This is a genomic window from Gluconobacter sp. OJA, from assembly GCF_039638325.1.
In the GTDB taxonomy this organism is placed as follows: Bacteria; Pseudomonadota; Alphaproteobacteria; order Acetobacterales; family Acetobacteraceae; genus Gluconobacter; species Gluconobacter cerinus.
In genome coordinates, this window is the sequence record NZ_JBDIWI010000002.1 from 630,001 (window position 1) to 655,243 (window position 25,243).

The 25,243-nt window shown below is 56.9% G+C and carries 20 protein-coding genes, 3 tRNA genes and 1 pseudogene (1 of these 24 cut by a window edge); 7 read left to right on the top strand and 17 right to left on the bottom strand.

Translation table 11 applies throughout. The features are described from left to right. The 7 genes from ABDK75_RS13325 to ABDK75_RS13355 all read right to left on the bottom strand — a co-directional run. Positions 1-5,051: the 5' portion of a DUF4011 domain-containing protein gene (locus ABDK75_RS13325; protein WP_346006111.1), read on the bottom strand. 961 nt of this gene lie to the left of the window's left edge; 5,051 of the gene's 6,012 nt are visible here — the first part of the coding sequence; the start codon lies at positions 5,049-5,051; its stop codon lies beyond the left edge, outside the window. Positions 5,052-5,176: 125 nt separating this feature from the next. Beyond that, complete coding sequence (gene atpC / locus ABDK75_RS13330; RefSeq protein WP_346006112.1) at positions 5,177-5,593, bottom strand: ATP synthase F1 subunit epsilon; 417 nt, start codon at positions 5,591-5,593, stop codon at positions 5,177-5,179. 5 nt (positions 5,594-5,598) lie between these two features. Next, positions 5,599-7,062 carry a F0F1 ATP synthase subunit beta gene (atpD, locus tag ABDK75_RS13335; protein WP_099213283.1) on the bottom strand — a complete coding sequence of 488 codons (1,464 nt, stop codon included), beginning with the start codon at positions 7,060-7,062 and terminating at the stop codon, positions 5,599-5,601. 21 nt (positions 7,063-7,083) lie between these two features. Next, positions 7,084-7,971, bottom strand: coding sequence for a F0F1 ATP synthase subunit gamma (locus ABDK75_RS13340; protein ID WP_046900217.1), 888 nt, complete (start codon positions 7,969-7,971; stop codon positions 7,084-7,086). A gap of 9 nt (positions 7,972-7,980) precedes the next feature. After that, positions 7,981-9,516, bottom strand: a complete 1,536-nt coding sequence (gene atpA, locus ABDK75_RS13345) for a F0F1 ATP synthase subunit alpha (protein ID WP_346006113.1) — start codon at positions 9,514-9,516, stop codon at positions 7,981-7,983. Further along, complete coding sequence (gene atpH / locus ABDK75_RS13350; RefSeq protein ID WP_346006114.1) at positions 9,516-10,088, bottom strand: ATP synthase F1 subunit delta; 573 nt, start codon at positions 10,086-10,088, stop codon at positions 9,516-9,518. The genes atpA and atpH overlap by 1 nt, the downstream gene beginning before the upstream one ends. 504 nt (positions 10,089-10,592) lie before the next feature. Beyond that, positions 10,593-10,666, bottom strand: a tRNA-Gly gene (locus ABDK75_RS13355). 174 nt (positions 10,667-10,840) lie between these two features. Between ABDK75_RS13355 and ABDK75_RS13360 the strand changes: the two genes are divergently transcribed. The 3 genes from ABDK75_RS13360 to nusG all read left to right on the top strand — a co-directional run bounded on the left by ABDK75_RS13360 (position 10,841) and on the right by nusG (position 11,774). Next, positions 10,841-10,917: transfer RNA gene (locus tag ABDK75_RS13360), tRNA-Trp, on the top strand. 62 nt (positions 10,918-10,979) lie between these two features. Continuing rightward, on the top strand, positions 10,980-11,234 hold the full coding sequence (gene secE / locus ABDK75_RS13365; protein ID WP_232309136.1) for a preprotein translocase subunit SecE: 255 nt from the start codon (positions 10,980-10,982) through the stop codon (positions 11,232-11,234). Positions 11,235-11,243: 9 nt separating this feature from the next. After that, positions 11,244-11,774: a transcription termination/antitermination protein NusG gene (gene nusG / locus ABDK75_RS13370; RefSeq protein ID WP_046900219.1), complete on the top strand. Its 531-nt coding sequence runs from the start codon at positions 11,244-11,246 to the stop codon at positions 11,772-11,774. Positions 11,775-11,849: 75 nt separating this feature from the next. On the opposite strand, the gene ABDK75_RS13375 is transcribed toward nusG, so the two are convergent. The 4 genes from ABDK75_RS13375 to ABDK75_RS13390 form a co-directional block, all read right to left on the bottom strand. Next, complete coding sequence (locus tag ABDK75_RS13375; protein ID WP_099213284.1) at positions 11,850-12,464, bottom strand: membrane integrity-associated transporter subunit PqiC; 615 nt, start codon at positions 12,462-12,464, stop codon at positions 11,850-11,852. A gap of 4 nt (positions 12,465-12,468) precedes the next feature. Continuing rightward, a complete protein-coding gene (locus ABDK75_RS13380; RefSeq protein WP_046900221.1) occupies positions 12,469-14,139 on the bottom strand; it encodes an intermembrane transport protein PqiB in 1,671 nt (556 codons plus the stop codon). Further along, positions 14,136-15,611: a paraquat-inducible protein A gene (locus tag ABDK75_RS13385; RefSeq protein ID WP_046900222.1), complete on the bottom strand. Its 1,476-nt coding sequence runs from the start codon at positions 15,609-15,611 to the stop codon at positions 14,136-14,138. Before ABDK75_RS13385 ends, ABDK75_RS13380 begins: the two co-directional genes overlap by 4 nt. Positions 15,612-15,835: 224 nt before the next feature. Then, positions 15,836-15,911, bottom strand: a tRNA-Thr gene (locus ABDK75_RS13390). A gap of 174 nt (positions 15,912-16,085) precedes the next feature. On the opposite strand from ABDK75_RS13390, the pseudogene ABDK75_RS13395 reads away from it, so the two are divergent. Then, a pseudogene (locus ABDK75_RS13395) lies at positions 16,086-16,253 on the top strand (plasmid stabilization protein); the annotation flags it as partial. A gap of 49 nt (positions 16,254-16,302) precedes the next feature. Here ABDK75_RS13395 and ABDK75_RS13400 read toward each other — a convergent pair. Further along, positions 16,303-17,529, bottom strand: a complete 1,227-nt coding sequence (locus tag ABDK75_RS13400) for an alanine--glyoxylate aminotransferase family protein (RefSeq protein ID WP_346006115.1) — start codon at positions 17,527-17,529, stop codon at positions 16,303-16,305. Beyond that, positions 17,526-18,761, bottom strand: a complete 1,236-nt coding sequence (locus ABDK75_RS13405; RefSeq protein WP_346006116.1) for an allantoate amidohydrolase — start codon at positions 18,759-18,761, stop codon at positions 17,526-17,528. The genes ABDK75_RS13400 and ABDK75_RS13405 overlap by 4 nt, the downstream gene beginning before the upstream one ends. Positions 18,762-18,862: 101 nt before the next feature. Here ABDK75_RS13405 and ABDK75_RS13410 point away from each other — a divergent pair, with 101 nt between their 5' ends. Then, positions 18,863-19,744 carry a LysR family transcriptional regulator gene (locus tag ABDK75_RS13410; protein ID WP_086633132.1) on the top strand — a complete coding sequence of 294 codons (882 nt, stop codon included), beginning with the start codon at positions 18,863-18,865 and terminating at the stop codon, positions 19,742-19,744. Positions 19,745-19,783: 39 nt separating this feature from the next. Further along, the gene (locus ABDK75_RS13415; protein WP_346006189.1) at positions 19,784-21,349 is read left to right on the top strand and encodes a gamma-glutamyltransferase family protein; all 1,566 of its coding nucleotides are present in this window, start codon (positions 19,784-19,786) and stop codon (positions 21,347-21,349) included. Positions 21,350-21,395: 46 nt separating this feature from the next. Here ABDK75_RS13415 and ABDK75_RS13420 read toward each other — a convergent pair whose 3' ends face one another. From ABDK75_RS13420 to ABDK75_RS13435, 4 genes are read right to left on the bottom strand one after another with little or no spacing between them, the layout of a single operon-like run. Further along, positions 21,396-22,730: an AtzE family amidohydrolase gene (locus ABDK75_RS13420; RefSeq protein WP_346006117.1), complete on the bottom strand. Its 1,335-nt coding sequence runs from the start codon at positions 22,728-22,730 to the stop codon at positions 21,396-21,398. Then, positions 22,727-22,906, bottom strand: coding sequence for a DUF4089 domain-containing protein (locus ABDK75_RS13425; protein ID WP_046900228.1), 180 nt, complete (start codon positions 22,904-22,906; stop codon positions 22,727-22,729). Before ABDK75_RS13425 ends, ABDK75_RS13420 begins: the two co-directional genes overlap by 4 nt. Before the next feature lie 31 nt (positions 22,907-22,937). After that, entirely contained in the window at positions 22,938-23,318 is a 381-nt protein-coding gene (gene hpxZ / locus ABDK75_RS13430; RefSeq protein ID WP_346006118.1) for an oxalurate catabolism protein HpxZ, read from the bottom strand. A gap of 1 nt (position 23,319) precedes the next feature. Beyond that, a complete protein-coding gene (locus tag ABDK75_RS13435) occupies positions 23,320-24,219 on the bottom strand; it encodes a DeoR/GlpR family DNA-binding transcription regulator (protein ID WP_346006119.1) in 900 nt (299 codons plus the stop codon). Positions 24,220-24,279: 60 nt separating this feature from the next. Between ABDK75_RS13435 and ABDK75_RS13440 the strand changes: the two genes are divergently transcribed. Then, positions 24,280-25,239 carry a BadF/BadG/BcrA/BcrD ATPase family protein gene (locus ABDK75_RS13440; protein ID WP_346006120.1) on the top strand — a complete coding sequence of 320 codons (960 nt, stop codon included), beginning with the start codon at positions 24,280-24,282 and terminating at the stop codon, positions 25,237-25,239. The last annotated feature ends 4 nt before the right edge of the window (positions 25,240-25,243 follow it).

The window sequence follows — 25,243 nt, forward strand, 5'->3', positions numbered from 1 at the left end:
ACTTCGAGTTCAAAGCGGCTTTCTTCTTCTCCAACGGACCCATGGTGTAAACCGGCAAGTGCACCTGCACCATGCTCCGCAAAAGTCAGGAACTTCCGAAGATGCAGTACACCCTCTGCAGAGCTTCTGGACGGATCGATCTGTTCAGCGCGCAGGGAACCAAAAACAACCAGTTTTTCACGCGCCCGCGTCACAGCGACGTTGAGGCGTCTTTCACCGCCCGCACGATTCAACGGCCCAAACGAAACGTAAGGCGCCCCTTTTAGCTCCGGCGCATAGGTGAGGGAAAAGAACATCACGTCCCGCTCTTCTCCCTGCACATTTTCCAGATTTCGAATCAGGACGGGTTCGGGGCACTCTTCGCTGAAGAACGGCACCAGCGAGGAATCCTCCATCTGGGCCTTTTCCAGCAGATCAGTAATCAGTGTCTGCTGCTCTCCGTTGAACGTTACGACGCCAACGGATTTCTCTCCGGCAGTCTTCAAATGCCTTACAACAGCATCCGCAACAGCTCTGGCTTCTGCGGGATTGGTTCTGCTGCCACCTCTCTGGTAGTTGCCACCCTCCACAAACTGGAAAGAAACAGCTCGATCCTGCGTCACGTTCGAGGGGAACGTGATGAGATCGCCGCCATAATACTGACTGTTGGAAAACGCGATCAGGCTCTCGTGCCTGCTGCGATAGTGCCATTTCAGCGTGATTTCCGGCACACCAGCCGCACGACACTCATCGAGAATGGACTCCATATCGCAGAGTTCACCGTCTTCGTCCTCATTCTCACTTCGTGCAAAGAAGCTGGTCGGCGGTAGCTGCTTGGGGTCTCCGACCACGATCACCTGTCGGCCACGTCCGATGGCCCCAATGGCATCCCATGTGGGGATCTGCGAGGCTTCATCGAAAATGACCAGATCGAACGGCTCACTGTCTGGGGGAAGATATTGCGCTACGGAAAGAGGGCTCATCATGAAGCAGGGCGTAAGCGCTCTCACCGCCCGTGGTGCAGCAGCAGCCAACTGACGAATCGGCATATGCCGGGCTTTCTTCTGCGCTTCACGATGAATCATCACATACTGTGAGTCCTGCCGCCGAACGTCCTGAGCGGGAATATTACCTGAGAGCCTTGCCCGGATCAGACGCCCTGCCAGATTGGCAGCGTCACCGTCCCAGATCTTAAAGCGCTCAATCTGTTCTTCATGCGCTGCGGCAACGAAACCGCGCAGTCGTGGCTGCTCATCAACGGCTGCTGCCAACCACCATCGGGCATAAGCGGCAGTCAGAACGGATTGAAGATCTTTCGGAGCCACGCGCTCTGCCACAAGCGCCTCTACTAACGGACCCAGTCCCAGACGCTCAGCTGTGTGACAGGCCTTTCGCCATGCACACCAGTCCCGCAGATTTTTACCCTGCTCAAGCCAGCCCGTCAGATGTTGAGACAAACGCAGCAGCCAGTCTTCGCCATCTGGCTCGATTGCAAGACAAGGACTTCCCGCCAGGTCAGCCAAAAGGCTCAGGCTTTCCTCAGCCGCCGAAAGTGCCTTCCTCAACCCCGTAATTTTCAGACCTACCGGCCCACTCTCTGCAAGAAGATCACGCCCTTCTGTAAGCAGCTCCCGGATTTGCCGTCTCACAGAGAGCAATCCTGCGAGATCCGGGACGCAGCTTGCCAATGCCGTGCGAATCTCAGTTCCCCAGAGCAGAGCGGCTTCGATTTTTTCAAAATCAGTCGTCACATCACTCCAGAGAGAACCAACAACCTCTCTATGAGATACTCCCTTCAGGTCGCGTTCGAGCGCAGACAGCTCCAGAAGCCGGGACAGCTCATCACTCAAATCGTCCGGCAAGACGCCTTTCGCACTCGCTTCAAGTCGGCGGCGTACAGCTTTCTGAGCACTCCTGCGCGAAAGAAGCCATTTGTCTTCAGACTCTTTCCACTCACGATGCAAGTCTTCCAACGGGAGTGTTTTCGCATCACTCCAACGCACAGCCAGCCCCTGCTCCTGAGTGCAATGACGTGCAATCCGTTCTTTTTCTGCAAGAACAACCTGAGCCTTGTCGTGCGCATCTTCGTAAAGGGCCCACGCCCCCCAAGCCGCTTCCGGCCGATACAGCAGAGCACAGAACGACTGGAGTCGATGGAGTTGAGCCAACGATCGGTCAGTGCCAGTCAAACCCAGTACGCGGCACAGATCATCCGTTGCTTGAGACAGCGCATCGAGCTGTCCTCTCAAGGCCTGACTCTGCTGAAGGATCTGGTCCTGCCAGCGAGACGTCCACTCTTCCTGCTCTATTCCCGACAACTGAGGCGACAGGGCATCCCGCCCGAAGCGCTCATAAAGCCCCGCTAACAGACTGGCCGCATTCTTGAGCGACTCCCAGTCTGCTTCCGCATGGACGTCTGGAGCTGACCATTTCAGAGCAAGCGGGTAAGTGCCGTTACGATCAGCCTCCAGAACCACGCCTATGGCCTGATAGGGAGTCCATCCGTTGCTCCACCGCTTATGCAGATCCTGCACATAGGCATTCAGATCCTGGCGGACGGCCATCAGACGGCTTTGCGCCGACGTCCATTCCGCTGTTGAAAACTCTTCCCTGACCAGTTGAGCCTGCTGAAACTGTTCCAGCACTGCGCCGCGCCCAGCCTGAGGCGAAAACAGATCCAGGCAGAACTCACTCAGCCCTACAGAACGCAGACGATTCCGTACGACTTCCAGCGCAGTTCTTTTTTCTGCGACGAACAGGACCGTCTTACCCCGTCCCAGCGTATCAGCGATGATATTGGCAATCGTCTGACTTTTGCCGGTTCCCGGCGGACCGATCAGGACAAAATTTTCACTCGCTGCCGCCCGGGCTACGGCGGTCAATTGGGACGAGTCAGCTTCCATGGGACAAAGCGGGGAAGCCTCGTCCAGAGCGTTATCCAGCGATTTCTGCCCCTCAAACAAAGCCGTGGAGAAGCCACTTCCGGTGCCATCAACTTCTGAAACCCCATCCAGCAGACGACTGGCAACCGGGTTAATACGCAGCGCGTCCCGTCTTTCCTGCAAATCCTTCCACATGAGGAACTTGGCAAAAGAGAGGGTCGTCAGGCTGACACGTTCCTGCACTTCCCATTGCGGGAGCTGACGGATTTTTGCGCGGAAAATGTCAAAGATGCGCGCAACGTCCAAACCAGCCTCATCCTGAGGAAGCTCTCCTTCAAGTTCAGGAAACCGCATGGCGAAATCCTGTCGAAGAACTTCCAGCAGACTGCCATTCACCCGACTTTCATCGGTATGCGCGCGCAACCGGAATGGAGCGTTGATGCTGCTACGTTCCAGAATAACGGGGACCAGAATCAATGGGGCTCTCGCCTTGCGATCCCGCCCACGAGGTTCCCACACAAGTTCTCCCAGAGTCAGGAAAAGTGTATTTGCCCCACCCTCCTGCGCAGCGGCACGCGCCTTGCGATAGATTTCTGTAAGAGCGGACTGTAGGCCAGCTTCATCCCGGGCAACCAGCAGTTCACCGTGCTCCAGAGCCTCTGCGGCAATAGCCCTGTGCTGATCGTCATGATGACGCTGCTGATGGAGCGCAGCACTCCTCGGGTCAGACCCATCCATCAGTTCGGGACGGGCTCGCAGCCTGAGCGCTGGTTTCCGTTCCCCTCCCCGCATTTCTGCCAGACGGTCTTCCAACCTTCCCGGATCTGCACAGCAGATCTCGATGATCTGCTTCTCAGAGCGTGGCAGGTTCAGAAGGCGGCTTCGGCCTGAAATATCCAGTAGACGCTTACACCAGCGATCCAAACGGGATTCCGGTGTCTCTTCGTTTTCATGGTCTCCAAGTTCTTCCCGAAGATCAGGCGCTGCTTTCAACTGAGGTGTGCCAGAGGTCTCCACGTCATCGCTCTCGGCCGGATCAGTATTAGGCAAAAGCGATGACAACGGCCGAATGCGGCGCAGTCGGGCGCGGTGGACGTCTATGACCTCTTCAAATTTCGAGTCTTCACCGTCATCCTGAAGCTGGGCAAGCCCACGCTCACATGCCTTTGCAAAATCCGGGCAAGACGTTGCAGTTACAAGCGTTGTCTCGAACACACAGACATCATCAAGGGCTACCCTGTTCCGCAGTCCAGGCAGATCCTGAATGACTGAGGTTCCAGACTGCTCCCGGGATAGCCAAAGCCCAGTAAACGCATGACCTTTGAGCATGATCAGTAATGGCCGCAAGCCAACAGCTTCAAGGCAGGACGCAAACAGTAAGGCTGTATCCAGGCAAGTCGCCAGTCGGTCTTCCACAATCTGAGTGGGAAGACGCACCCTCTGGCCAGCCTCCACAAAAGAGGCCGGGGGACTAACATACGTAATGTTTAAGCCAGCGATTGCGCACCAGATCGCTTGTGCCTGTTCCCACGCCCGTTTTCGACCGCCCTGGTATCCCTCCAAAGAGCCACTGTGGCCGGCCTCCTGTAGAAGAAGAGAAGCTGAACGAAGAATTTTTGCGACAGCAGGATCGTTCGGTAGAACAAAGGCAGCAAGCAGATCGGGCAGCCCTTGTAATCCGCCCCATTCGCTCCGGCAGCGGACAGTCAAAGGAAAAACGCGTTCGAGAAGCGTCACCCGCGCACCATCGGGCTGTATCTCCGAGACTGTAAAATGAACTTCAGCGCGTGTTGCTTCGCTCAGCGAGGCGAGATAGGGGCCATCCAGTTCCACATCGAGGCGCTCTAACGCTCGAAACTGTCCCATTCCGAGAGACTGAATTCGCCAGGAGGTTGTTCGGAGCACACCGGGCTTGGAATGCAGCGTAATTTCGACATCTGAGAGATCCCAATCTGCAAGATTACGAACCGCAAGCTCCAGCAAAACTGGGACGCTGTTTTCCCAGAGCGCACTACTGACGCTCTCCCGGACGACAACCGTCAGCGCGACGATATCTTCTGCAATTGATTCAGATGTCGCGCCTTCTTCCCGCTCTGCGTCTACTACATCCCCTGCACATTCGATTGCCTCTACAGGGGCGAGATCAACGCCCTCGGACATAATTTCAGTGTCAGGGGAAGAGTCCGTCATTACGCGCCACCATCACTTGGTAAAGTCTGGACGGCAGCATACAGGAAGCTTGCAGACAAAGAAAAACCCACCCAGTCAACTGACCGGATGGGTTCTTCCTGTTTTCATAGATGCTGCGTTCAGCCTCAGACTGAAGCAGGACCTTCAACAGCTTCCAGTTCAGCGCGAACGCTCTGGATTTCACGGCTGAGACGGTCATGCGCATCAGTATCGTTCGGCTCGATCTGGGCCCATGTGGTTTCCAGATCCCGCAAACGATCACGGGCATCATCCGCAGACAGCTCGCTCATGATCTGAGCAGAATCCGCCAGAATGGTGCAGTGTTCTGCGCCCATATCTGCGAAACCACCGCCCACGAAATAACGGTCGACGATCTTGTCGCCTTCATACAGGGCCACAACGCCACCACGCAGCTGAAGCATCAGCGGTGCACGGTCCGGCATGGCTGCAATATCGCCCTCCATGCCCGGGACCACCGCCATGTCGACCTGACGGTCAACAAGGCGCTTTTCCGGGCTGACGATCTCGATGCGTAGGGGCATCAGGATCAGGCCTCCTGCTTCATCTTCTCGGCCTTGGCGATGGCCTCGTCAATGTCGCCAACCATGTAGAACGCGCCTTCTGGCAGGTGATCGTATTCACCGTTTACAACAGCCTTGAAGGAACGGATCGTGTCTTCCAGAGCAACCAGCTTGCCAGGTGCGCCGGTGAAGACTTCAGCCACATGGAAAGGCTGGGACAGGAAGCGCTGAATGCGACGTGCACGGCCAACGATCTTCTTGTCTTCTTCAGACAGCTCATCCATGCCCAAGATCGCGATGATATCCTGCAGACCCTTGTAGGTCTGAAGCGTCTGCTGAACCTTACGAGCGATGTCGTAGTGTTCCTGACCAACGATCTTCGGGTCGAGGGAGCGGGAGGTGGAGTCCAGCGGGTCAACAGCCGGGTAGATGCCCATTTCTGCGATCGAACGGTTTAGAACCGTCGTGGCATCAAGGTGAGCAAAGGTTGCAGCAGGTGCCGGATCGGTCAGATCGTCAGCAGGAACATACACGGCCTGAACGGACGTGATGGAGCCCTTCTTGGTGGACGTAATGCGCTCCTGAAGGGCACCCATTTCCGTTGCCAGCGTCGGCTGATAGCCCACGGCGGAAGGAATACGGCCCAGCAGAGCGGACACTTCCGAACCAGCCTGCGTGAAGCGGAAGATGTTGTCCACGAAGAACAGAACGTCCTGACCTTCTTCGTCACGGAAGTATTCTGCGAGTGACAGACCCGTCAAAGCAACACGGGCACGTGCTCCCGGCGGCTCGTTCATCTGGCCATAGACCAGAGCAACCTTGGAGCCTTCCGTGGAACCGTCTTCAGCGATCTTGATAACGCCAGCGTCCTGCATTTCGAAATACAGGTCGTTACCTTCACGGGTACGCTCACCCACACCTGCGAACACGGACACGCCACCGTGTGCCTTTGCGATGTTATTGATGAGTTCCTGAATAATAACGGTCTTGCCAACGCCTGCGCCACCGAACAGGCCAATCTTGCCGCCCTTCAGGTACGGACAAAGAAGGTCAACGACCTTGATGCCCGTTACGAGAATTTCGGACGCAGCAGCCTGCTCCTCGAAGGACGGAGCCTTACGGTGGATCGGGAAATACTTGTCGCTAACGATCGGACCACGCTCGTCAATGGCTTCGCCAATGACGTTCAGGATACGACCAAGTGTAGCCGGGCCAACCGGAACCATGATCTGCTTGCCAGTGTCACGGACTTCCGCGCCACGGCTCAGACCGTCCGTCGTGTCCATGGCAATGCAGCGGACCTGACGCTCACCGATTTCCTGTGCAACTTCCAGAACAAGCGTGTGATCGCCGTTCTGAACATGAAGGGCGTTCAGGATAAACGGAAGATCGCCTTCGAACTGCACGTCAACAACCGGGCCACGCACCTGCGTGACACGGCCGACGACGTTATTTGCAGCCGGGGCAGAAGGGTTAAGAGTCTCAGACATCGGTTCGTCTCCTGCGTGATCTCAAACGGCTTCTGCGCCGGAGATGATCTCGATCAGTTCATTGGTAATGTTGGCCTGGCGCGTACGGTTGTACTTCTGGGACAGACGGTCGATTGCCTTGCTGGCATTCCGGCTCGCGTTGTCCATAGCCGTCATCCGTGCACCTTGCTCACCTGCTGCACTCTCCAGCAGGGCAGAGAAAATCTGCACCTGAAGATTGCGTGGCAGAAGATTGGCCAGGAGCGTAGCCTCATCGGGCTCGAATTCGTATTGGGCAGCCTCGGCAGGCGCCGCATTGTCATTTTCCGCGACGGACAGAGGCACCAGCGGAAGCTGGATGGCAATCTGCGTCATCGCGTTGACGAAGCGGTTGTAGATCAGCGTGCAGCGATCAATCTCGCCGGCTTCAAGCATGGCGACAATCTTCTTGCCCACATACTCAGCCTTGTCGAAACCGACGTCACGGCCTTCCGTCCCTGCCACGCGCTCAACCACCAGATCCGGATATTCCTTTGCAAGAATATCAGCACCCTTACGGCCAACCGGCAGAAGACGCACTGTCCGCCCCTCATCCCGCAGCGTGCGGATCAGCTGACGCGCACTCCGAACGATGTTGGCGTTAAAGCCCCCCGCCAGACCACGATCCGAAGTCAGGACCACCACAAGATGGACCTGATCCTTACCCGTACCGCCCAGCAGCGTCGGCAGGCTGGACGCATCAGCGCCGCGGCTTGCCGCTGCCAGTTCCGCCATCATGCGGCCCATGGCCTCGGCGTAGGGACGAGCCGCCTCAGCCTGGGACTGGGCGCGTCGCAGCTTGGATGCTGCGACCATTTTCATGGCGTTCGTGATCTTGCGCGTCGATTTGACGCCCGTGATCCGACCGCGCAGTTCCTTCAGCGAAGCCATGGACTATCCTCAGGCTGAAAAGCGCTTACCGAAAGCTTCGAGCAGCTCCTTGAGCTTGCCTTCCGTCTCCGGCTTGATCTGGCGATCGTTGCGGATGGCCGTCAGAATGCCAGCGCCAGCGCCACGCATTTCCGTCAGCAGTGCAGCCTCGTAGGCCACAACCTTATCCACGGCGATCGGATCAACATATCCACGGGTACCAGCGAAAAGAACAACAACCTGCTCTTCAACCGGAAGTGGGGACGTCTCAGGCTGCTTCAGCAGCTCGACCAGACGTGCACCACGATCAAGCTGCTTGCGCGTTGCAGCATCCAGATCGGAAGCAAACTGCGAGAACGCAGCCATTTCACGATACTGAGCCAGCTCAAGCTTGATCTTGCCAGCAACCTGCTTCATCGCCTTGATCTGAGCAGCCGAGCCCACACGGGACACAGAACCACCGACGTTCACAGCCGGACGGATACCCTTATAGAACAGGTCCGTTTCAAGGAAGATCTGACCGTCGGTGATGGAAATCACGTTGGTCGGGATGTATGCAGCCGTGTCACCAGCCTGCGTCTCAATAACCGGCAGAGCCGTCAGAGAACCGCCGCCGTTGGCATCAGACATCTTGGCTGCACGCTCGAGAAGACGGGAGTGCAGATAGAACACGTCACCTGGGAAAGCTTCACGTGCCGGAGGACGGCGCAGCAGCAGTGACATCTGACGGTATGCAACAGCCTGCTTCGACAGGTCATCGTAGCAAGCCAGAGCATGCATGCCGTTATCACGGAAGTACTCGCCCATGGCGCAAGCCGTGTAGGGCGCCAGATACTGCATTGGTGCAGCATCAGAAGCCGTGGCAGCAACAACGATGGAATACTCCATCGCGCCCTGCTCCGTCAGCGTACGAACCAGGTTTGCAACCGTGGAGCGCTTCTGCCCAACTGCAACATAAATGCAGTAAAGAGACTTCTTCGGGTCGCCTTCAGCATTGACTGGCTTCTGGGCCACAATGGTGTCAACCAGGATCGCCGTCTTACCGGTCTGACGGTCACCAATGATCAGCTCACGCTGGCCACGCCCGATCGGAACCAGAGCGTCAATGGCCTTGATACCCGTCTGCATCGGTTCGCTAACCGACTGACGCGGCATGATGCCTGGAGCCTTCACTTCGGCGCGGCGATATTCCACGTCCGTCAGAGGGCCACGACCGTCGATCGGGTTACCAAGGCCGTCAACAACGCGACCAAGGAGCCCCTTGCCAACCGGAACTTCAACAACGGACTTCGTGCGAAGAACCGTGTCACCTTCACGGATTTCGTCGCCATCACCGAAAATCACGATACCGACGTTGTCGGCTTCGAGGTTCAGCGCCATGCCCTTGAGGCCAGAGCCTTCAAACTCGACCATTTCGCCAGCCATGACATTCGTCAGGCCGTAAACACGAGCAATGCCGTCACCAATCGACAGGACCGTGCCCGTCTCGGAAACGGTCTCGACCTTGTCGAAAGACGCGATCTGCTGCTTGAGGATGTCCGAAATCTCAGCGGGACGGATATCCATCACGCGGCTCCCTTCATGGCGTTCTGCAGGCGAGTCAGGCGCCCGGCGATCGAAGTATCAAACAATGTAGAACCGACACGCACAGTCATGCCGCCAATCAGGGAGGCATCTATACGTTCGATCATGGACACGCGGCTGTAACCCGCTTCGGCCAGACGGCCCTGAAGCTGGCTGCGCTGCATGTCAGTAAGAGGCTGAGCGGAGCGGATTTCTGCAACGGTTTCGCCGCGGAGGCTCGCATCAAGGGCCAGCACGCCGTCCAGAATAGAAGCGAGATCAGCAAGACGGTGGTTAGCAGCAATCACGCCGACGAAGCGACGGACGGCATCTCCAAAACCGAGTTTCTCGGTCAGGGCACCAGCAACCTTGCTTGAGCGATGTGCATCAAGGCGGGAGTCCGCAAGGAACGTCCGCAGGTCAGCACTCTGGGAAATCGCATCGCGAAGTCCCCGAACCTGAGCCAGCACATCAGAGAGCGCTCCCTGCTCTGAGGCATAATCGTAAAGCGCTCGGGCATAGCGTTGAGCCAAGCCACCTGTGGGTCCCATCTGCGGCACCTGTGTCACCGTCACACGCGTGTTCCGTCTCACTTTTCCGCCGCAGGATGCGGCCGGAACCGGCTTATCCGGTCCCTTGCTTCCAAATCCGTTGGGATTCAGGCACACACGACCCTACGCAGGATTCGTCTGAACCCGGTCCTCCACTTGGCGCCGCCTCTAGCACGTCCCCATGATCCAGTGCAACCGAGCCAGAGCTACAACCTTACCGCACAACTAAATTTTTCAGCGTAACACTGCTCTTTGCAGGCAAATTCTTCATTCCCAACAAACAGTAGCGCGCATGCCAGCCTGCTGCTGTCAGGGAGAACTCAGAATTTCTAAAATTTTGCGGAATTGCCTTACAATCATTGGGGACTGTGTTCAGGCAGAGATAAAATGCCGGCATCGAGCAAAAGAGTTGCGGAGTATGCAGTCAGCTCACAGGAACTGTGGCCAGACGCTTGGCAGAGCAGAAAAGGCACATAGAAGTACCCAGCTTTGATTAGTCGCTTGGATCAGATTTTTTGGGGAACCTGCTGGAGCGGGCGAAGGGAATCGAACCCTCCTCAGAAGCTTGGAAGGCTACTGCATTACCACTATGCTACGCCCGCCCTTAGGTTGCCGGTGTCATACTCCATTCCTCAGCATCCTCGCAAGAGGGGGAATGCCAGAAATGAAAAATATGAACCTAGATGCTTATGGGTACTTGACTTTCATCCCTGAACATTATCTTTTCCGCCCCACTGTCGTTGGTGTATCACAGTCTTTGTGGTACCCCCGATGATAGGGGCGTAGCTCAATTGGCTAGAGCGTCGGTCTCCAAAACCGAAGGTTGTGGGTTCGAGACCCTCCGCCCCTGCCACCCCGCTTTACCGGATAGCTTTTCCGGCACCGGGACGCGGATTTTCATTTGATTCGAGGACGATGGTGTCGGTCACTACCCCGAAAGACGAGTCGCGTAAGACGGCGCCTCATAAAAACGGATCCGGCTTCAATCTGGGCACGTACATCAAAGACGTGCGCAACGAAGCCAAGCGGGTTACGTGGCCTACACGTCGTAACACCCTCATTACGACGGGTGCGGTGCTTGCCATGGTTACCGTGACCTGCATCTTCTTCTTCATCGTGGATCAGGTCATTGGCCTGGGCGTCCGCGAGCTGTTTGGCGTTGGAGGCTAGGTCCGCAGCATGGCAAAACGTTGGTATGTTGTGCATGTCTATTCCGGGTTCGAGAAAAAGATCGCGAGCCACATTCAGGAGCAGGCTGCACAGAAGGGCTTATCTGACCATTTCGAGCAGATCCTTGTCCCATCCGAAGACGTGACGGAAATGCGCCGGGGCCGTAAGGTCAATTCAGAGCGCAAGTTCTTCCCCGGCTACGTTCTTGTGAAGATGGAACTGACGGATGATGCATGGCATCTCGTCAAAGACACCCCCAAGGTCACCGGCTTTCTGGGAACGCGCAATCGCCCAACCCCGATTACGGCTGCAGAAGCAGACCGGATCATGAAGCAGGCTCAGGAAGGTGTGGAACGTCCACGTTCTGCCCTCACCTTCGAGATCGGCGAGCAGATCCGCGTTGCAGACGGCCCGTTCACGTCCTTTACGGGCATGATCGAGGAAGTCGACGAAGAACGTCAGCGCCTCAAGGTCAGCGTTTCCATCTTCGGTCGTTCGACCCCGGTGGACCTGGACTTCACGCAGGTTGAGAAGCTCTGATCTCTTCTGCTGAGACGATATGAATAAAAAAGGCTCCCAAATGGGAGCCTTTTTTATTGCCTCGGGTAGTCCCTCTTACCGGCTTGTAGAGGGAAGTGATCGCAGCCGGGAAGCCGCATGATCAGCGAGAACGGACAGCCCCTGACTGAGAGACGCCACCAGCTTACCGGTATTAAGCTGCGCACTCTCAGGAGATTGCCAGGCAAACGCTTCAGTCAGAACCGGGCCAATCATCTTCTGGGCAGGATGAACGGATACAGCACCAGTGATAAGCGCATGGCCAGCCGCATCGGCTTCGAAATTCCGGATTGTCACCTCTACATAAGCAGAGGGTGTCGTAGTTACCGCATCTCCCTGCGACACGACAGTTGTCCCCGGAAGACGCTGCGACAGATCAGTCGTCAATGTCTGGGCTATCATATCAGGAAGCGCTTCGCTCCAGCTATCGCCAGTCGCCAATGTCGTCTGGTAATCGCGATTTTGGCGGACAATAGTATCCCTATCGAGGCGAGAAGGAACAACAGGCGTCCGGACTTCCACGACAACAGGACCGCCCGATTGAACCATCCCGGATACAGGTGCCAGCGTATACAGTTTGGGATCGCTGCTACAGGCCGTCAGTGAGACTGCCAGACCAAACAGGCGTCCCATGGACAACAGGCGCATACGAAGAGGCGAATATTTTGCCATGGGATCAGTTCCTACGACCGGTAATAAGTGCTGATGGGTGATGTCCCAGATAGTCCGTCAGGAAGCGGAGCGAACGCGCCATCTGCGTCATCTGTGTAATCATGCCCTGAAGGCTACGCTGAAAATCCGTATCTCCGCCGTAGGACCCAAGAAGAGTCTGAGCATTGGTCAAGGTTCCCTGCAGGGCCGTCATAAGCTCTGGAAGATGCTGATTGGCATTCTTGCTCAACGCATCCAGGTTTTGGAGCGAATTACGCAACGCAACCAGAGACTGCGTCACTTCGCGGCTGTTCAAACGGCCATCCGCATGTGCGATCAGGTCATTGACGTGCTCACCAATCTGCGTGAGCGGCATCGCTGCAATCTTGTCCGTGATGGTGGAAACAGATTCCATGATCCCGTCCATGCCACCTGGCTGACTGGGGAGCACAGCGACGTCCCCCTCATACGTCATGGTCACAGGTGGTGCATTCTTCACGAACTGTAGCCCGATCAGCGATTCACCCGTCAGGAAGCTGGCGCTTTGGACGGAAGCACGCAGGCCATTGGCCACGAACGCGGCAAGATACTCCTTGGCACGCGCAAGCTGGCTTTCGCTCCATTCCGGCATCATGCGCTCGGGCTCGATCTGCATTTCCACCCGGACCTTCGGGTGCGCCTGCGGAGAAGGCATCTGCAACTTTACAGATGTCACTGTTCCGACCTGCAGGCCGAACAGACTGACCTGACTTCCAGCCGCAAGCCCCTTCACGGATGTATCGATATACGTCACGACACGGAGACGCTGATGATATCGGGCGCTTTCTGCATCAGCTTGGCTTGTGTAGAGCTTGAAAACCGAGTTTGCAGGGGCAACAGGCGCGTTCACGGCATTCCGATTATCCGGCAGCCCAAACGCCACACCACCGGAAAACAGCGCTTGCAGCGACTGCATCTGAACCTTCAGACCACCGGCACCCAGACCAACCTGAATTCCCGAGACATTCCAGAAGCGACTGTCCGTACGCAGGTAATGATCATATGGCGCCTTGATGAAGACCTGCACAACAATCGGGCCTTCACCCCCCGGCGGCATCGTATAGCCCAGCACATCACCAACAGGGACATCCCGGAAGAAAACGGGAGCGCCCTCACCCAATGAACCGAGAGCCGGTGACACGAGCCAGAATGTTGTTCCAGGCTGGTCAGAGCGAACGCCCGGGGCTGCTTCAAGACCGCGGAATTCAGTCTGGTAATGCTCCCCAGAGGTTCCAGGATCAATCGCGATATAAGCCCCGGAAATCAACGTATCGAGTCCGGTGATGCTGGCACCGTTAATACGTGGCCGCACAACCCAGAAACGCGTGCTGTCTGTCAGAATATGAGCGCTATTCGCATTCATCTGAACCTTGACGCTCACATGACGCATGTCACGGCTCAGAGTAATGTCCTGCACTGTACCCAGCGTCACGGCCTTGTTCTTGACCTGCGTCTGGCCAGGAGTGAGGCCATCTGCAGTATCAAAGGTAATCGTGATCTCGGGCCCACGCGTGGCAAAATGCTTCCAGGCCAGCCAACCAGAAATCAGAATAGCCAGAACTGGAATCAGCAGAATCAGGGAGAAGCGGGTCCGGCGTACCGGAGCTTCCTCCGGAAAGGCCGGCTGCTGCCCGCGATTATTTCGGGAATCGCTCACGCGCTTTCAGGCTCCATAGAGGTATCAGAAGAAGGGGTCGGGCCATCGGTTGGCCTGCCATCAGAAAGGCTACGCCTCGTTGCGTCGCTGGCCACAGAACTGTTCAGGCCTGCCGCATCCCACATTGCCCGAGGATCAAACAACTCCACGGCAAAAATGGTCAGGATCACAACCAAAGCAAAACAGATCATGCCAGGATCGGCAGTCACATTGGCCAGAAACGCAAAATGGACCACCGCACAGAGAATAGAGATCATGAAGACGTCGATCATCGACCAACGCCCTATAATGTCCACCATGCGATAGAGTTTCCCGAGCAGCGGTAGCTGCCACCGGGACCTCAGCTTCGTGCTGATGATCATGAAACTCAAGGCCAGAATTTTCAGAACCGGAACGGTAATGCTGGCAAAAAGAACCAGCAGGGCCAAAGGCACCATACCAGCCTGCCACAACTCAATCACGCCGCTGATAATGGTACTCGGCGCGCCTGACCCCACTTTGGTGTAGGTCATGACAGGCAGCATATTGGCCGGAATGTAGAAAATAACGCCGGCGATCAGGAGACAGCTGGCCGATGCAAGGCTTTGCCTTTTACGTCGGCGCAATATCTGATCGCACCGCGGACAATCGCCCATATCTGCCTCCTGCAAGACAGGATGATCAAAAGCGACCACCAGTCCGCAGGCGTGACAGGACAACATGTGCTCAACAGGAGGAAGCGCGTCCTCGTGAGCATCCAGATGAGCAACATCCAGAATACGCCCCCGATGGCCGTCCACCCTTTTTCGCAAGTCGCGATTGTTCCAGATCAGATCGTCATCAAACGTGGAATCCATGGCGGCCATCGTCAGCATCAGGCCACCTAACAGGTACACTCCGGGTTGCAGATCGACGAGGGCAAGATCCACGAGCTTGGTATAGGCAACCAGAACGCCCAGAACATAGACTTCCACCATGGACCAGCCACGAAGGCGATCGTACCAGGTCAGAAGTCTCGGGGTCCAGTCAGGCATGTGGGGGCGGGACGCGCCATACAGCACAGCCCCCATCAAGGCGATGACAATGCCTGGCATGACCAGAGTTGTCAGTCCGACCAGGAAAGACATGGTGTTGTAGCCCTGATGCGATAGCTCAATAGGGCCAGACATCAAAGCGACGGTGTTCTCTCGTCCATAGACGTTCAGCGTCATGAGTGGACTGATCAGGAGAGCAATGTAGAGCGCAGCGGAGGCCACACAGAAAGCAGCAGGCGCACCAATGACGGAGGTCTTCCGACGGCGTGCAATTTGCGCGCCACAGCGTTCGCACTCTGCCAGAAACCCAGGCTTGAGTTCGGGAACCCTCTGGAACAGCCCACAGACGGAGCATTCGTGCAAACCTTCCACAACATGCAACGACGCACGTGGGCGCTGCGGTGTCCGGGACAGGTTGACGGCATTTTGCCAGAGGCGTTTGTGAAAACGGTCAGTCATGACGCTCCTAACCTAACGCATGGAGCCGCCATAAGACAGTGCAGCCAGCACAACGTGGCCCACGCATCAGGATCTGATGCCGAATGGTAGACCCATTTTACAGCATTTGCCCAGAGCCAGAAAATTTTCTGGCAATAATCTGACAAAAACCAGACATCAAAGTCCATCTGCATACTGGAACTGTATGCTTGGTAGCCTGATCTATTTTGAGGAAAATACCTCGATGGTGCCGGAGAAGAGATTCGAACTCCCGACCCCATCATTACGAATGACGTGCTCTACCAGCTGAGCTACACCGGCGCATCCATCGAGGTGGGCGCTTTCTAACTAACGGCTTTGAGCTTGGCAAGCCCTTAATGAAAGAAAACTGTCTTACATTCTATGAAAATACCACATCCGGCGATCTTACCGGCAAAACCTGACGGTTCTTAAAGCGTAATGCCACTTCAGACCTTGTTTTTAGGAGGACAGACCATGCCACGTGGAGACAAATCAGCCTACACAGACAAGCAGAAACGCCAGGCTGAGCACATCGAAGAAAACTATGAAAAGCACGGCGTCCCTAGGAAAGAAGCTGAGAGCCGTGCCTGGGCAACCGTCAACAAGGAAAGTGGCGGTGGCAGGAAAAGTGGGTCAGGCCGGAAAAATCATCCGAAAAGTTAAATCCGGCCTGATCTGACTGCGAAAGACTTCAGGCAGCATCCCAGGCAGCACGCGCCGCATCTACTCCGGCCCCACGGGGTAGCTGGACGCCCTCACCTGCGAGAACGGCTTCAAACGCCGCCAGGGTCAGTAGAACCTTGTGCTTCTGCGCATTCACACCCATCGCGCCAATACGCCAGATCTTGCCTGTCAATGGACCGAAAGACGAGACGATCTCGATTTCAAAGTCCTTGCGCATCAGCTCGCGAACCCGGGCATTATCAACCCCTTCAGGAACCCATACGCCAGTCACATTGGTCATCCGCGTAGTGTCGTCTCCATAAACGCGCAGCCCCATCGCCCGCAGACCCGCCACCATGGCCCGTCCGGCGCGCGTGTGACGTGCGACCCGGGCATCCACACCTTCCTCAACCACGATCCGAGCAGCCTCGCGGGACGCATAAAGCATGGACGTCGCTTCAGTGTGATGGTTCATCCGTGCCGGAGACCAGTAATTCATGAGCATCGCCAAATCGAAGTAATTCGACTGAATCACCGGCCCCTCACCCTGCGGCTGGCCTGTCGCAATACCGGCTTCGTCATGGCGCCGACGCAGAATGGCCTCTACAGCACGGTCCGATAGCGTGATCGGTGCAGATCCCGGCGGTCCACCAAGGCATTTCTGCAGCCCGGCAGTTGCGACATCGATGTTCCAGGCGTCCGTCTTGAACTCCATTCCGCCCAGCGTAGCAGTCGCATCGACGTAGAGAAGGACGTTGTGACGGCGGCAGATGGCCCCGATTTCCGCGAGTGGCTGGGCCGTTGTGGTGGACGTATCGCCATGCACGGTCGCCACAAGGCCAGGCTTGTGTTCAATGATGGCAGCTTCAATGGCAGCCGGATCAACAACCTGCCCCCACTCCACATCCACAGTGCAGGGAATACCGCCGCACCGATGAACAATTTCCGTTAGCAGAAGGCCAAAGCGCCCGATCCGCGGAATAAGCACTTTCATGCCCGGAGAAACCAGCGAAACCAGAGCAGCCTCAATGGCCGAACGGGCAGAACCGTTGATCAGCAGCGTCCAGTGATTTTTTGTCTGAAAGACTTCCCGGTACAGCGCCATGGTTTCATCCATGTAAGCCGTCATTTCGGGGTCCATCTGGCCAATGACGTCCGTTGCCATGGCCCGTAGAATGCGTGGGTGCACATTGGCAGGCCCTGCGCCCATCAGCAGGCGCGATGGCGGATCAATTTGAGCAAAAGATGAAGTCATGACTGAAATTCCTTGACGCAAGCAAGCAGGGTGCGATGGGCGAGTTCAACGTCTTCCACAAGCACTGTTTCATCTGGATGATGGCTCAGACCACCCGGGCTGCGAATAAACAGCATACCCATCGGGCAGAAGCCCGCCATGGCCATGCTGTCATGCCCGGCACCGCTAAGAAGCCGAGGGGCAGAGCGCCCTGTTACCGTTTCAACAGCCGAAGCAAATCGTTCAATGATCCCCGGAGAGCACGCTGCTGCTGCCAGTTGCTGTGGAGCCGTAAAGGAGACATCCAGTCCGCGCCGGTTCGCAATGTCGCGAATATCGGACCGGATGCCTTCAGCCAGTGCGTCACGCACCTCATTGGAGCCTGCGCGCATATCCAGTGAAAACCAGACATCGCCGGGAATAACATTCGACGTGTTAGGCGTCACTTCCATCTGCCCGACCGTTGCCACGAGATTTCCGGCCCCGTTCAACCCACGCTTTTCTACTGCCAGCATCATCTCCGCAGCCCCGGCTAGCGCATCGCGGCGTAGAGTCATTGGCGTAGTACCAGCATGATCGGCCTGCCCCTTGACCATGACGCGCTGGCGGGTCTGGGCAGCAATCGCGGTCACGACGCCCAAGGGCTCATCCGCAGCTTCCAGACAAGGCCCCTGTTCGATATGCGGTTCGATAAAGGCCAGAATATCCTCTGGTCGGCGCGTTGCATTCTTTAGCTGCGACGGGTCAAGGCCATATGACAGCATCGCTTCGGCAACCGTCACGCCCTGAGAATCCGTTACGCCCTGAGGAACGGCACTGATCTCCCCCGTCATTGTTCGGGAGCAGATCATGGGAACAGGAAACCGGGATCCTTCCTCGTCACCAAACCCAATAACCTCGATTGGGAATGGGAGGCGCGTGCCCTGATCCTTCAAGGCTGCAACCAGCTCGATTCCCAGCATCACCCCGAGGTTGCCGTCAAAAGCCCCCCCATTCCGCACCGTATCAAGATGCGAGCCAATCATGAGAACCGGCGCCTTTGGATCTGTCCCTTCATAGCGACCAACCAGATTACCCACGGCATCGGTCCGCACATCCATGCCTGCTTCTTCCATCCAGATCTGGACCTGAGCGAGGGTATGTCGATAGGATGTTCCGAGCCAGAAACGGAAAAGGCTACCAGCCGTCTCGCTGAATGGAGGTTCAACGAGAATGCGGCACCGTTGAACGGCACGGGCTCCGTGGGCTGTCATTTTGTCTCCGCCAGAAGGACGTACAATCTTGAATAAAGTTTGCGCTCATAACGGGACCAGATCAAGTTGACCTCGTGATAAAACTCACCTCACATATTCGCATGAAAGATCAAACCCACCTTGATCCCATGCATCTACAGTCGTTTCTGGCGGTTGCAGAAACTCTGCATTTCACGTCTGCCGCGCAGATGCTGGGTGTCAGTCAGTCCACGATCAGTCAGCATGTCAGCCGGCTGGAAGAGCAACTGAGCACCCGGCTGCTGGCACGCAGCACCAAAGCTGTACGCCTGACAGAAAACGGCACGGCCCTCGTCTCATTAGGGCAGCGCCTTTTGCAGGTTGAAGATAGCCTGTTTGCCTATTTCCGGGACGGGACACCACGTGGAACCATCCGGCTGGGTGTGACGGAAGACCTCCTGTTAACGCGTTTCCCAGAAATTCTGGGCGTTTTCCGCGCGGCACATCCCTCTCTTCAGATCACAATGACCATCGGGCTCAGTGCATCCCTAACGCGCCTTCTGGACAATGATGAAATTGATCTGCTTTGCGGGATGCGTCGCTCTTCCGAGACGCACGGCCAGAAGCTCTGGACCGAAGAATTGCGGTGGTTCGGCCCGGCGCAAACACCTTTCTCAGACGGTCAGTCCATTCCACTGGTGACGTTCCCGGAAGGTAGCGTCACCCGGCGCCTTGCAATCGAAGCCCTGAACCGTGCCGAACTCCCGTGGCACATCGCCTTCACCAGCGGCAATCTGAGCGCAATTCTGGCCGCCGTCCGTGCAGGATACGGCATTACGGCGCAGCCAGGGTTTCTGCGAGAGTCTGATGGGCTTTCCCTTTGCGAGATGCCCTCCCTGCCGCGCATCCCGAATGTCGATTTCATTGCGGCCACACGTCACCAGACGGCTCAGGGGCCAGAAGAGCTGCTGATCCAGACTTTGTGTGACCATATCTCCCGCCTCCAATCTTCCCCTCCTGCCTGACGGGTATTTTCCATGCAGACGCCCAATTCTCTCCGCGGGATGGTGACATCCCCCCATCACCTCGCAAGTCAGGCTGGACTGGACGTCCTGAAAGATGGCGGGACAGCTATTGAAGCCATTGTAGCAACAGCCGCTGCACTGGCCGCGGTCTACCCCCACATGACAGGCCTCGGGGGAGATTCGTTCTGGCTAATTTCCTACCCCGACGGGCAGACCATTGCGATTGACGCCTGCGGACGGTTGGCCAGAAATGCCACGCTGGATCTGTATGCTCAGGCTGGCCACAGCGTCATCCCTTGGCGCGGTGGTCTGGCGGCCAATACTGTCGCCGGAACGGTCTCTGGATGGGAAGCAGCCCTGAAAGAAAGTGCCAAGCAACAGCCCTCCCTCCCGCTAGATCGCCTCCTGCGCGATGCTATCCATTATGCCAGCACCGGACGCGTCGTTTCGGAGAGCGAAGCCGCACTTCTGAAGGAAAAGCAGGCAGAGCTTTGTGGAAACGAGGCTTTTCGGTCTTTCTGCATCCCTGACGATATTCCCTGGCAGGAAGGGGAAATTCAGACCTCGCCTATTTTGGCGGCTACACTGCGAAGCCTCGCTCACCATGGTCTACGGAGTTTTTATGAGGGCGATCTGGCAAAAGGCATGGCGGCCGATCTTGAGGCCGCTGGCAGCCCCCTGCGTCTGGAAGACTTCCTGTCTCATCGCGCTGAAGTCAAAGCGCCGCTGGATGTTCAGACTTCGATGGGGACGCTCTATAATATGGCACCCCCAACACAGGGGGCAGCCTCTCTGCTGATCCTCGCGCTGGAAGATCGTCTTCCCCAATGCGACGCGCCAGAAAGTTATGAGCACCTTCACGGACTGATCGAGGCCACGAAGCAGGCTTTTCGTTACCGAAATCGCGAAATCGATGGCCGCTCAACTGCGGAAGAGGATATTCGCGCGCTTCTGCAAGACCCGTCAGCGCTCGACGAAATGGCCGCCCGCATTTCCATGACAGAAGCATTCCCCTGGACGGAAGAAACCCAGTGGGGCGACACGACGTGGATGGGTGCCATTGATAGCAACGGTGTAGCGGTCAGCATGATCCAGAGCCTTTATTTCGAGTTTGGCTCCGGTGTGATGCTGCCGCAAAGCGGTCTGTTCTGGCAGAACCGTGGATCTTCATTCCGCCTGAAACCCTCTGGCTGGAACTGCCTGCTTCCCGGCTCAAAGCCTTTCCACACCCTGAACCCCGCTGCTGCGCGTCTCAATGATGGACGCGTCATGGTTTACGGAACCATGGGGGGTGAAGGCCAACCCCAGACACAGGCCGCCGTTTTCAGCCGCTATGCCCGACATGGTGTTCCACTGCAGGAGGCGATCTGCCGTCCCCGCTGGCTCCTGGGTCGCACATGGGGGCAGGAAAGCACGTCGCTCAAACTGGAGCCTGGATTTGATCCGACCGTAGTTCAGGCCCTTCAGGATGCAGGACATGTGATTGAGCAGCTTCCTGGCATGTCATCCATCATGGGACATGCCGGAGCCATCGTAAGGCATGCGAATGGTCGCCTCGAAGGGGCTACCGACCCACGCAGCGATGGGTCCGTGGCGGCCTGGTAACTTCAAGAGAAGGAGGCGCTCCTGTAAAAGCGCCTCCTTCTCAGGTTCAGACCAATCGAGCTTCCACAGTTCCATCCCGCTCAAGGGATTCCCCCAGAGCCAGCAGCAGATCTTCCCTGCCCGGGCGCGCAATAAGCTGGGCTCCCAACGGAAGTCCTGCCGTTTTCATCGGGACCGTCAAAACCGGGAAGCCTGCCAACGTCAGCGGTTGCGTATAAAGCCCCAGATTGGCACGCGCAGAGACCATTTTACCCCCTACCTCGATCAACGGCTGATCAAAGCGCGGTGCCTCACCCACCACCGCAGGCGCCAGCAGAATATCTGCATCAGCAAAAGCCTCATGCATCCGTGCGCGAAACCAGTTTCTCAGACGGTGCGCCTGGAAAATCAGGGAAGCCGGCAAAAGGGCGCCAGCAAGCAGACGGTCACGCACTGACGGATCGTAATCTTTCGCCTGTGTGCGCAGACGATGCAGATGAAGTGCTGCTCCTTCCGCGGCACTGATCACGAAAGCAGACGCTCTCGCCCGCGCAACTTCAGGCAGTTCCACCGTGTTTTTGGCACCAAGCCGGGCCGCCAGTGCGTCTGCTGCCTCCTGCATGGAAGCGGACATGTTCTCCGCGAACCATCCACCCAGGCGCGCCACTTTCAAGCCACCAACATCAACAGGTGCGCTTTCCGTCCGTACCAATGCCTCAAAACACGCTCTCAAGCCGCCCGCACTGTCCGCAAAAGGCCCAACTGTGTCGAGGCTGGCAACAAACGGGTAGCTACCCTCAATTGGAAAACGCCCCTGCGTTCCCCGAAGCCCCCAAACACCACACAAAGAGGCTGGAACACGGATAGACCCGTTGGTATCGGACCCCAGACCAAGCGAAAACAGGCGCGCCGCCACCCCAGCCGCCGATCCACCAGACGAACCACCCGCCAGATGATCCGGCGCATGAGGGTTGCGTGTGACGCCATGGTGGGCATTGTCCGTCGCAAACCCGTAAGCGAACTCGTCCATGTTTGTCAGTGCTACGGGAATGGCTCCAGCGTCGATCAGACGTGCCACGAGTGCGGCATCTCGCGTCGCAGGCGGATCATTTGCCAGCACCTTCGAACCCGCTGTTGTAACCTGACCGGCCACATCAAACAGATCCTTGATCCCGAATGGAACACCCGCCAACGCGCCAGGATCACGGCCTTCCGCAACAGCAGAATCAACTGCAGCGGCAGCGGCAAATGCCCGATCCGTGAGGACGCGCGTGACGCAATTCAATGCTCCATCCCGCTCGGCGATGTCTGCAAAAACAGCTTTGGTTACGTCTGTTGCAGATAACTCGCCGCTTCGAACACGCGCAGCAATGTCCAGCGTGCGAAATTCAAGCCCGCTCATGGTTCGTACTCGAACGCAGGTTCAAGCCTGTCTGACAGTTCCATTCCCTCGATCAGGGTCGCATAGGAACGCAGAAGGTCGAGGTTCATCCGAACACCCTTATGAAATTCAGCGGGTATCACAAGGCCATTCGCCGTTGCGAGAACCTCGATTTCTTTATCTTCCGAAAGATTCATGCTGCTGCCGTCGCCTCTTCAGAGTCAGTCTTCAGGATATGTCGGCCATCAGGGAAACATGCGCAGCCAGAATCTTCCAGCCATTCTGTGTACGAAACCATGTCTGACTCTGACGGCCGATTTTGGAACCACCCCGGCGTTGAAACTCCAGATCAACCACGGCAGCATCCTGACCAATCACCGTGATGACGCGTTTCAGCACATCCCGTGGCGGAGAGCCTCCTGGACGCTGCCTCCGGAATTCCCTGATTTCTTCGATGCCATAGAGATTTTCACCAACCCCGTATCGGACTGTCTCCGGTCCCGCATAAAAGAGGTCATCCAGGGTCTGAAGATCATTCTCACCCAACGCTTTTTCATAAAGATTAGCCAGGCCTGAAACCTCAGCCAGAATTTTGGGCTCGTTCAGCATCCTATATCTTTCCTTCTGCATGCCCCGCGAGCACGACGTCATGCCCCTCGTCTCGCAGAGACTGAACCTGTCGGGCATCAAGATCGGTGTCTGTAAAAATACAGGAAACCTGATCCAGGAACCCGACACTGTAAGTGGAATGGCGCGCAAATTTTGTACTATCCACAAGAAGAAAGCACGTCTCCGTCCGCTTCATCATAAGCGCGTTGAGCCTGGCTTCTTCCTCATCAGGCGTCGAAATCGTCGCATCTGCCTGCACAGCACTGGCGCCGAGAAATACCTGATCGAACCAGAGTTTCTCCAGTGCCTGCTCTGCCAAAAGTCCGACCAGACTGCGATTGGTATGCCTCACTCTGCCACCCAGAAGAATCGTCTCGACACCTTCAACACCGCTCAGCATTTCCGAAACCATGATATTGTTGGAAAAGACCGTCAGTGGCATGGGAGAAATGCGCAGACGCCGCGCGAGCTGCAGAACGGTTGTCCCGGCATCAAAGAAAACCTTTGATCCTCGCTCGATACGACAAAAAGCCAGATCCGCAATGGCGCGCTTGTGTTCGAGTGCGTGATTTTCCCGCGCCTCAAACGCAACCTCTCGATCGATGGAAGCAGTCAGGGAAGCACAGCCGCGTGTCCGGATGACAATGCCCTGCTCTTCAAGCAACTGAAGATCCCGCCGGATCGTCGCAAGAGAGGCATCCACCTGTCTGGCCAGCTCGTGGACACCACTCATTCCGTTCAGGTAAAGGTAATGCCGGATCTGAGCCAGCCGGTCAGAAGCCAAAAGACGCTCTCCCCACTGAGCCATGACACGGTGCGCCGAAGCATACCCATATTTTTCAAAAAGCACGCATAAAATGATCGAAATCGGAACGTTTCGCTCAGAAAGATGACTTGACATGACTGGCCTCTGGCTAGTCAGATCGAGACAGGATCCTACTACCCGCAAGAAAGCCTGGCCGTGACTGAACCCTGTATCGCAGCGATTGACGGCGGGGGCAGCAAGACTCTCCTTGTTGTCCTTCGTCAGGATGGAACAGTCGCCGCCAGCCGGCAGACAGGCGGAACGAACCCTTTTGACCAACCCCTTTGGCGCGAGAGGCTGACAGGCCTTCTGCAGGCGCTCCCTGTCGAGACCCAGTCTGTCGGACTTGGGCTGGCCGGATACGGCGAAAGTGAAACGCTGTGCGCCCGGCAAAAAAACGCTGTCTCCGAAAATCTCAGAGACATTCCATATTCCCTCACAAATGATGTGGACATGGCCTGTTCAGCCGCGTTTGGGGGACAGCCCGGCATTCTTCTTTTGTCTGGCACAGGCTCCATGGCGTGGGCGTCCGATGCTGCGGGCAAGCATTGCCGGGTCGGCGGATGGGGTAGCCTGTTTGGCGATGAAGGCAGCGCCTACCAGATCGGCCGAAACGCCCTGGCACTTCTGACGCACATTCTCGATGGTCGAAACACGCAGGATGCCAGCTTCTTGGCGCCCTTCACTGCGGCCATGGGCCTGCCATCCAGCCCGGAACTCTGCACGCCTGCTCTTCTGGAGTGGTATGGCACCCTTGAGCATCCTCGCTCTGCCGTTGCAGCTCTCGCCCGTCATGTATCTGTTCTGGCCGAAGATGGTTGTGTCCCGGCCATGGCTCTTCTGGATCAGGCCGCATCCGATCTGGCCACGCATATCATTGCGGCGCGTAGAAAAATGCCGGGATTAGACCTTCCCTGGAGCTATGCGGGCGGCACGCTTCAAAGCGCGTACCTGCGAAATGCCATCGCAAAACAATGCGGAGCGCCTCGCCCGCCCCTTCTCCCTCCCATTGGCGGAGGCCTCATTTCTGCTGCCCGCCAGGCCGGATGGGCCGCAGATACACATTGGATTCAATCCCTCTCCCGTACCCTCGACACCGTAGGCTCAGGGGCCTGAAAGG

Bases quoted from the DNA above. Each gene is read 5' to 3' on its own strand.
- atpC (WP_346006112.1), bottom strand. From the start codon at position 5,593: ATGCCCCTACGCATCGAGATCGTCAGCCCGGAAAAGCGCCTTGTTGAC.
- atpD (WP_099213283.1), bottom strand. From the start codon at position 7,062: ATGTCTGAGACTCTTAACCCTTCTGCCCCGGCTGCAAATAACGTCGTC.
- ABDK75_RS13340 (WP_046900217.1), bottom strand. From the start codon at position 7,971: ATGGCTTCGCTGAAGGAACTGCGCGGTCGGATCACGGGCGTCAAATCG.
- atpA (WP_346006113.1), bottom strand. From the start codon at position 9,516: ATGGATATCCGTCCCGCTGAGATTTCGGACATCCTCAAGCAGCAGATC.
- secE (WP_232309136.1), top strand. From the start codon at position 10,980: ATGGTGTCGGTCACTACCCCGAAAGACGAGTCGCGTAAGACGGCGCCT.
- nusG (WP_046900219.1), top strand. From the start codon at position 11,244: ATGGCAAAACGTTGGTATGTTGTGCATGTCTATTCCGGGTTCGAGAAA.
- ABDK75_RS13375 (WP_099213284.1), bottom strand. From the start codon at position 12,464: ATGGCAAAATATTCGCCTCTTCGTATGCGCCTGTTGTCCATGGGACGC.
- ABDK75_RS13385 (WP_046900222.1), bottom strand. From the start codon at position 15,611: ATGACTGACCGTTTTCACAAACGCCTCTGGCAAAATGCCGTCAACCTG.
- ABDK75_RS13400 (WP_346006115.1), bottom strand. From the start codon at position 17,529: ATGACTTCATCTTTTGCTCAAATTGATCCGCCATCGCGCCTGCTGATG.
- ABDK75_RS13405 (WP_346006116.1), bottom strand. From the start codon at position 18,761: ATGACAGCCCACGGAGCCCGTGCCGTTCAACGGTGCCGCATTCTCGTT.
- ABDK75_RS13410 (WP_086633132.1), top strand. From the start codon at position 18,863: ATGAAAGATCAAACCCACCTTGATCCCATGCATCTACAGTCGTTTCTG.
- ABDK75_RS13415 (WP_346006189.1), top strand. From the start codon at position 19,784: ATGGTGACATCCCCCCATCACCTCGCAAGTCAGGCTGGACTGGACGTC.
- ABDK75_RS13420 (WP_346006117.1), bottom strand. From the start codon at position 22,730: ATGAGCGGGCTTGAATTTCGCACGCTGGACATTGCTGCGCGTGTTCGA.
- ABDK75_RS13425 (WP_046900228.1), bottom strand. From the start codon at position 22,906: ATGAATCTTTCGGAAGATAAAGAAATCGAGGTTCTCGCAACGGCGAAT.
- hpxZ (WP_346006118.1), bottom strand. From the start codon at position 23,318: ATGCTGAACGAGCCCAAAATTCTGGCTGAGGTTTCAGGCCTGGCTAAT.
- ABDK75_RS13435 (WP_346006119.1), bottom strand. From the start codon at position 24,219: ATGTCAAGTCATCTTTCTGAGCGAAACGTTCCGATTTCGATCATTTTA.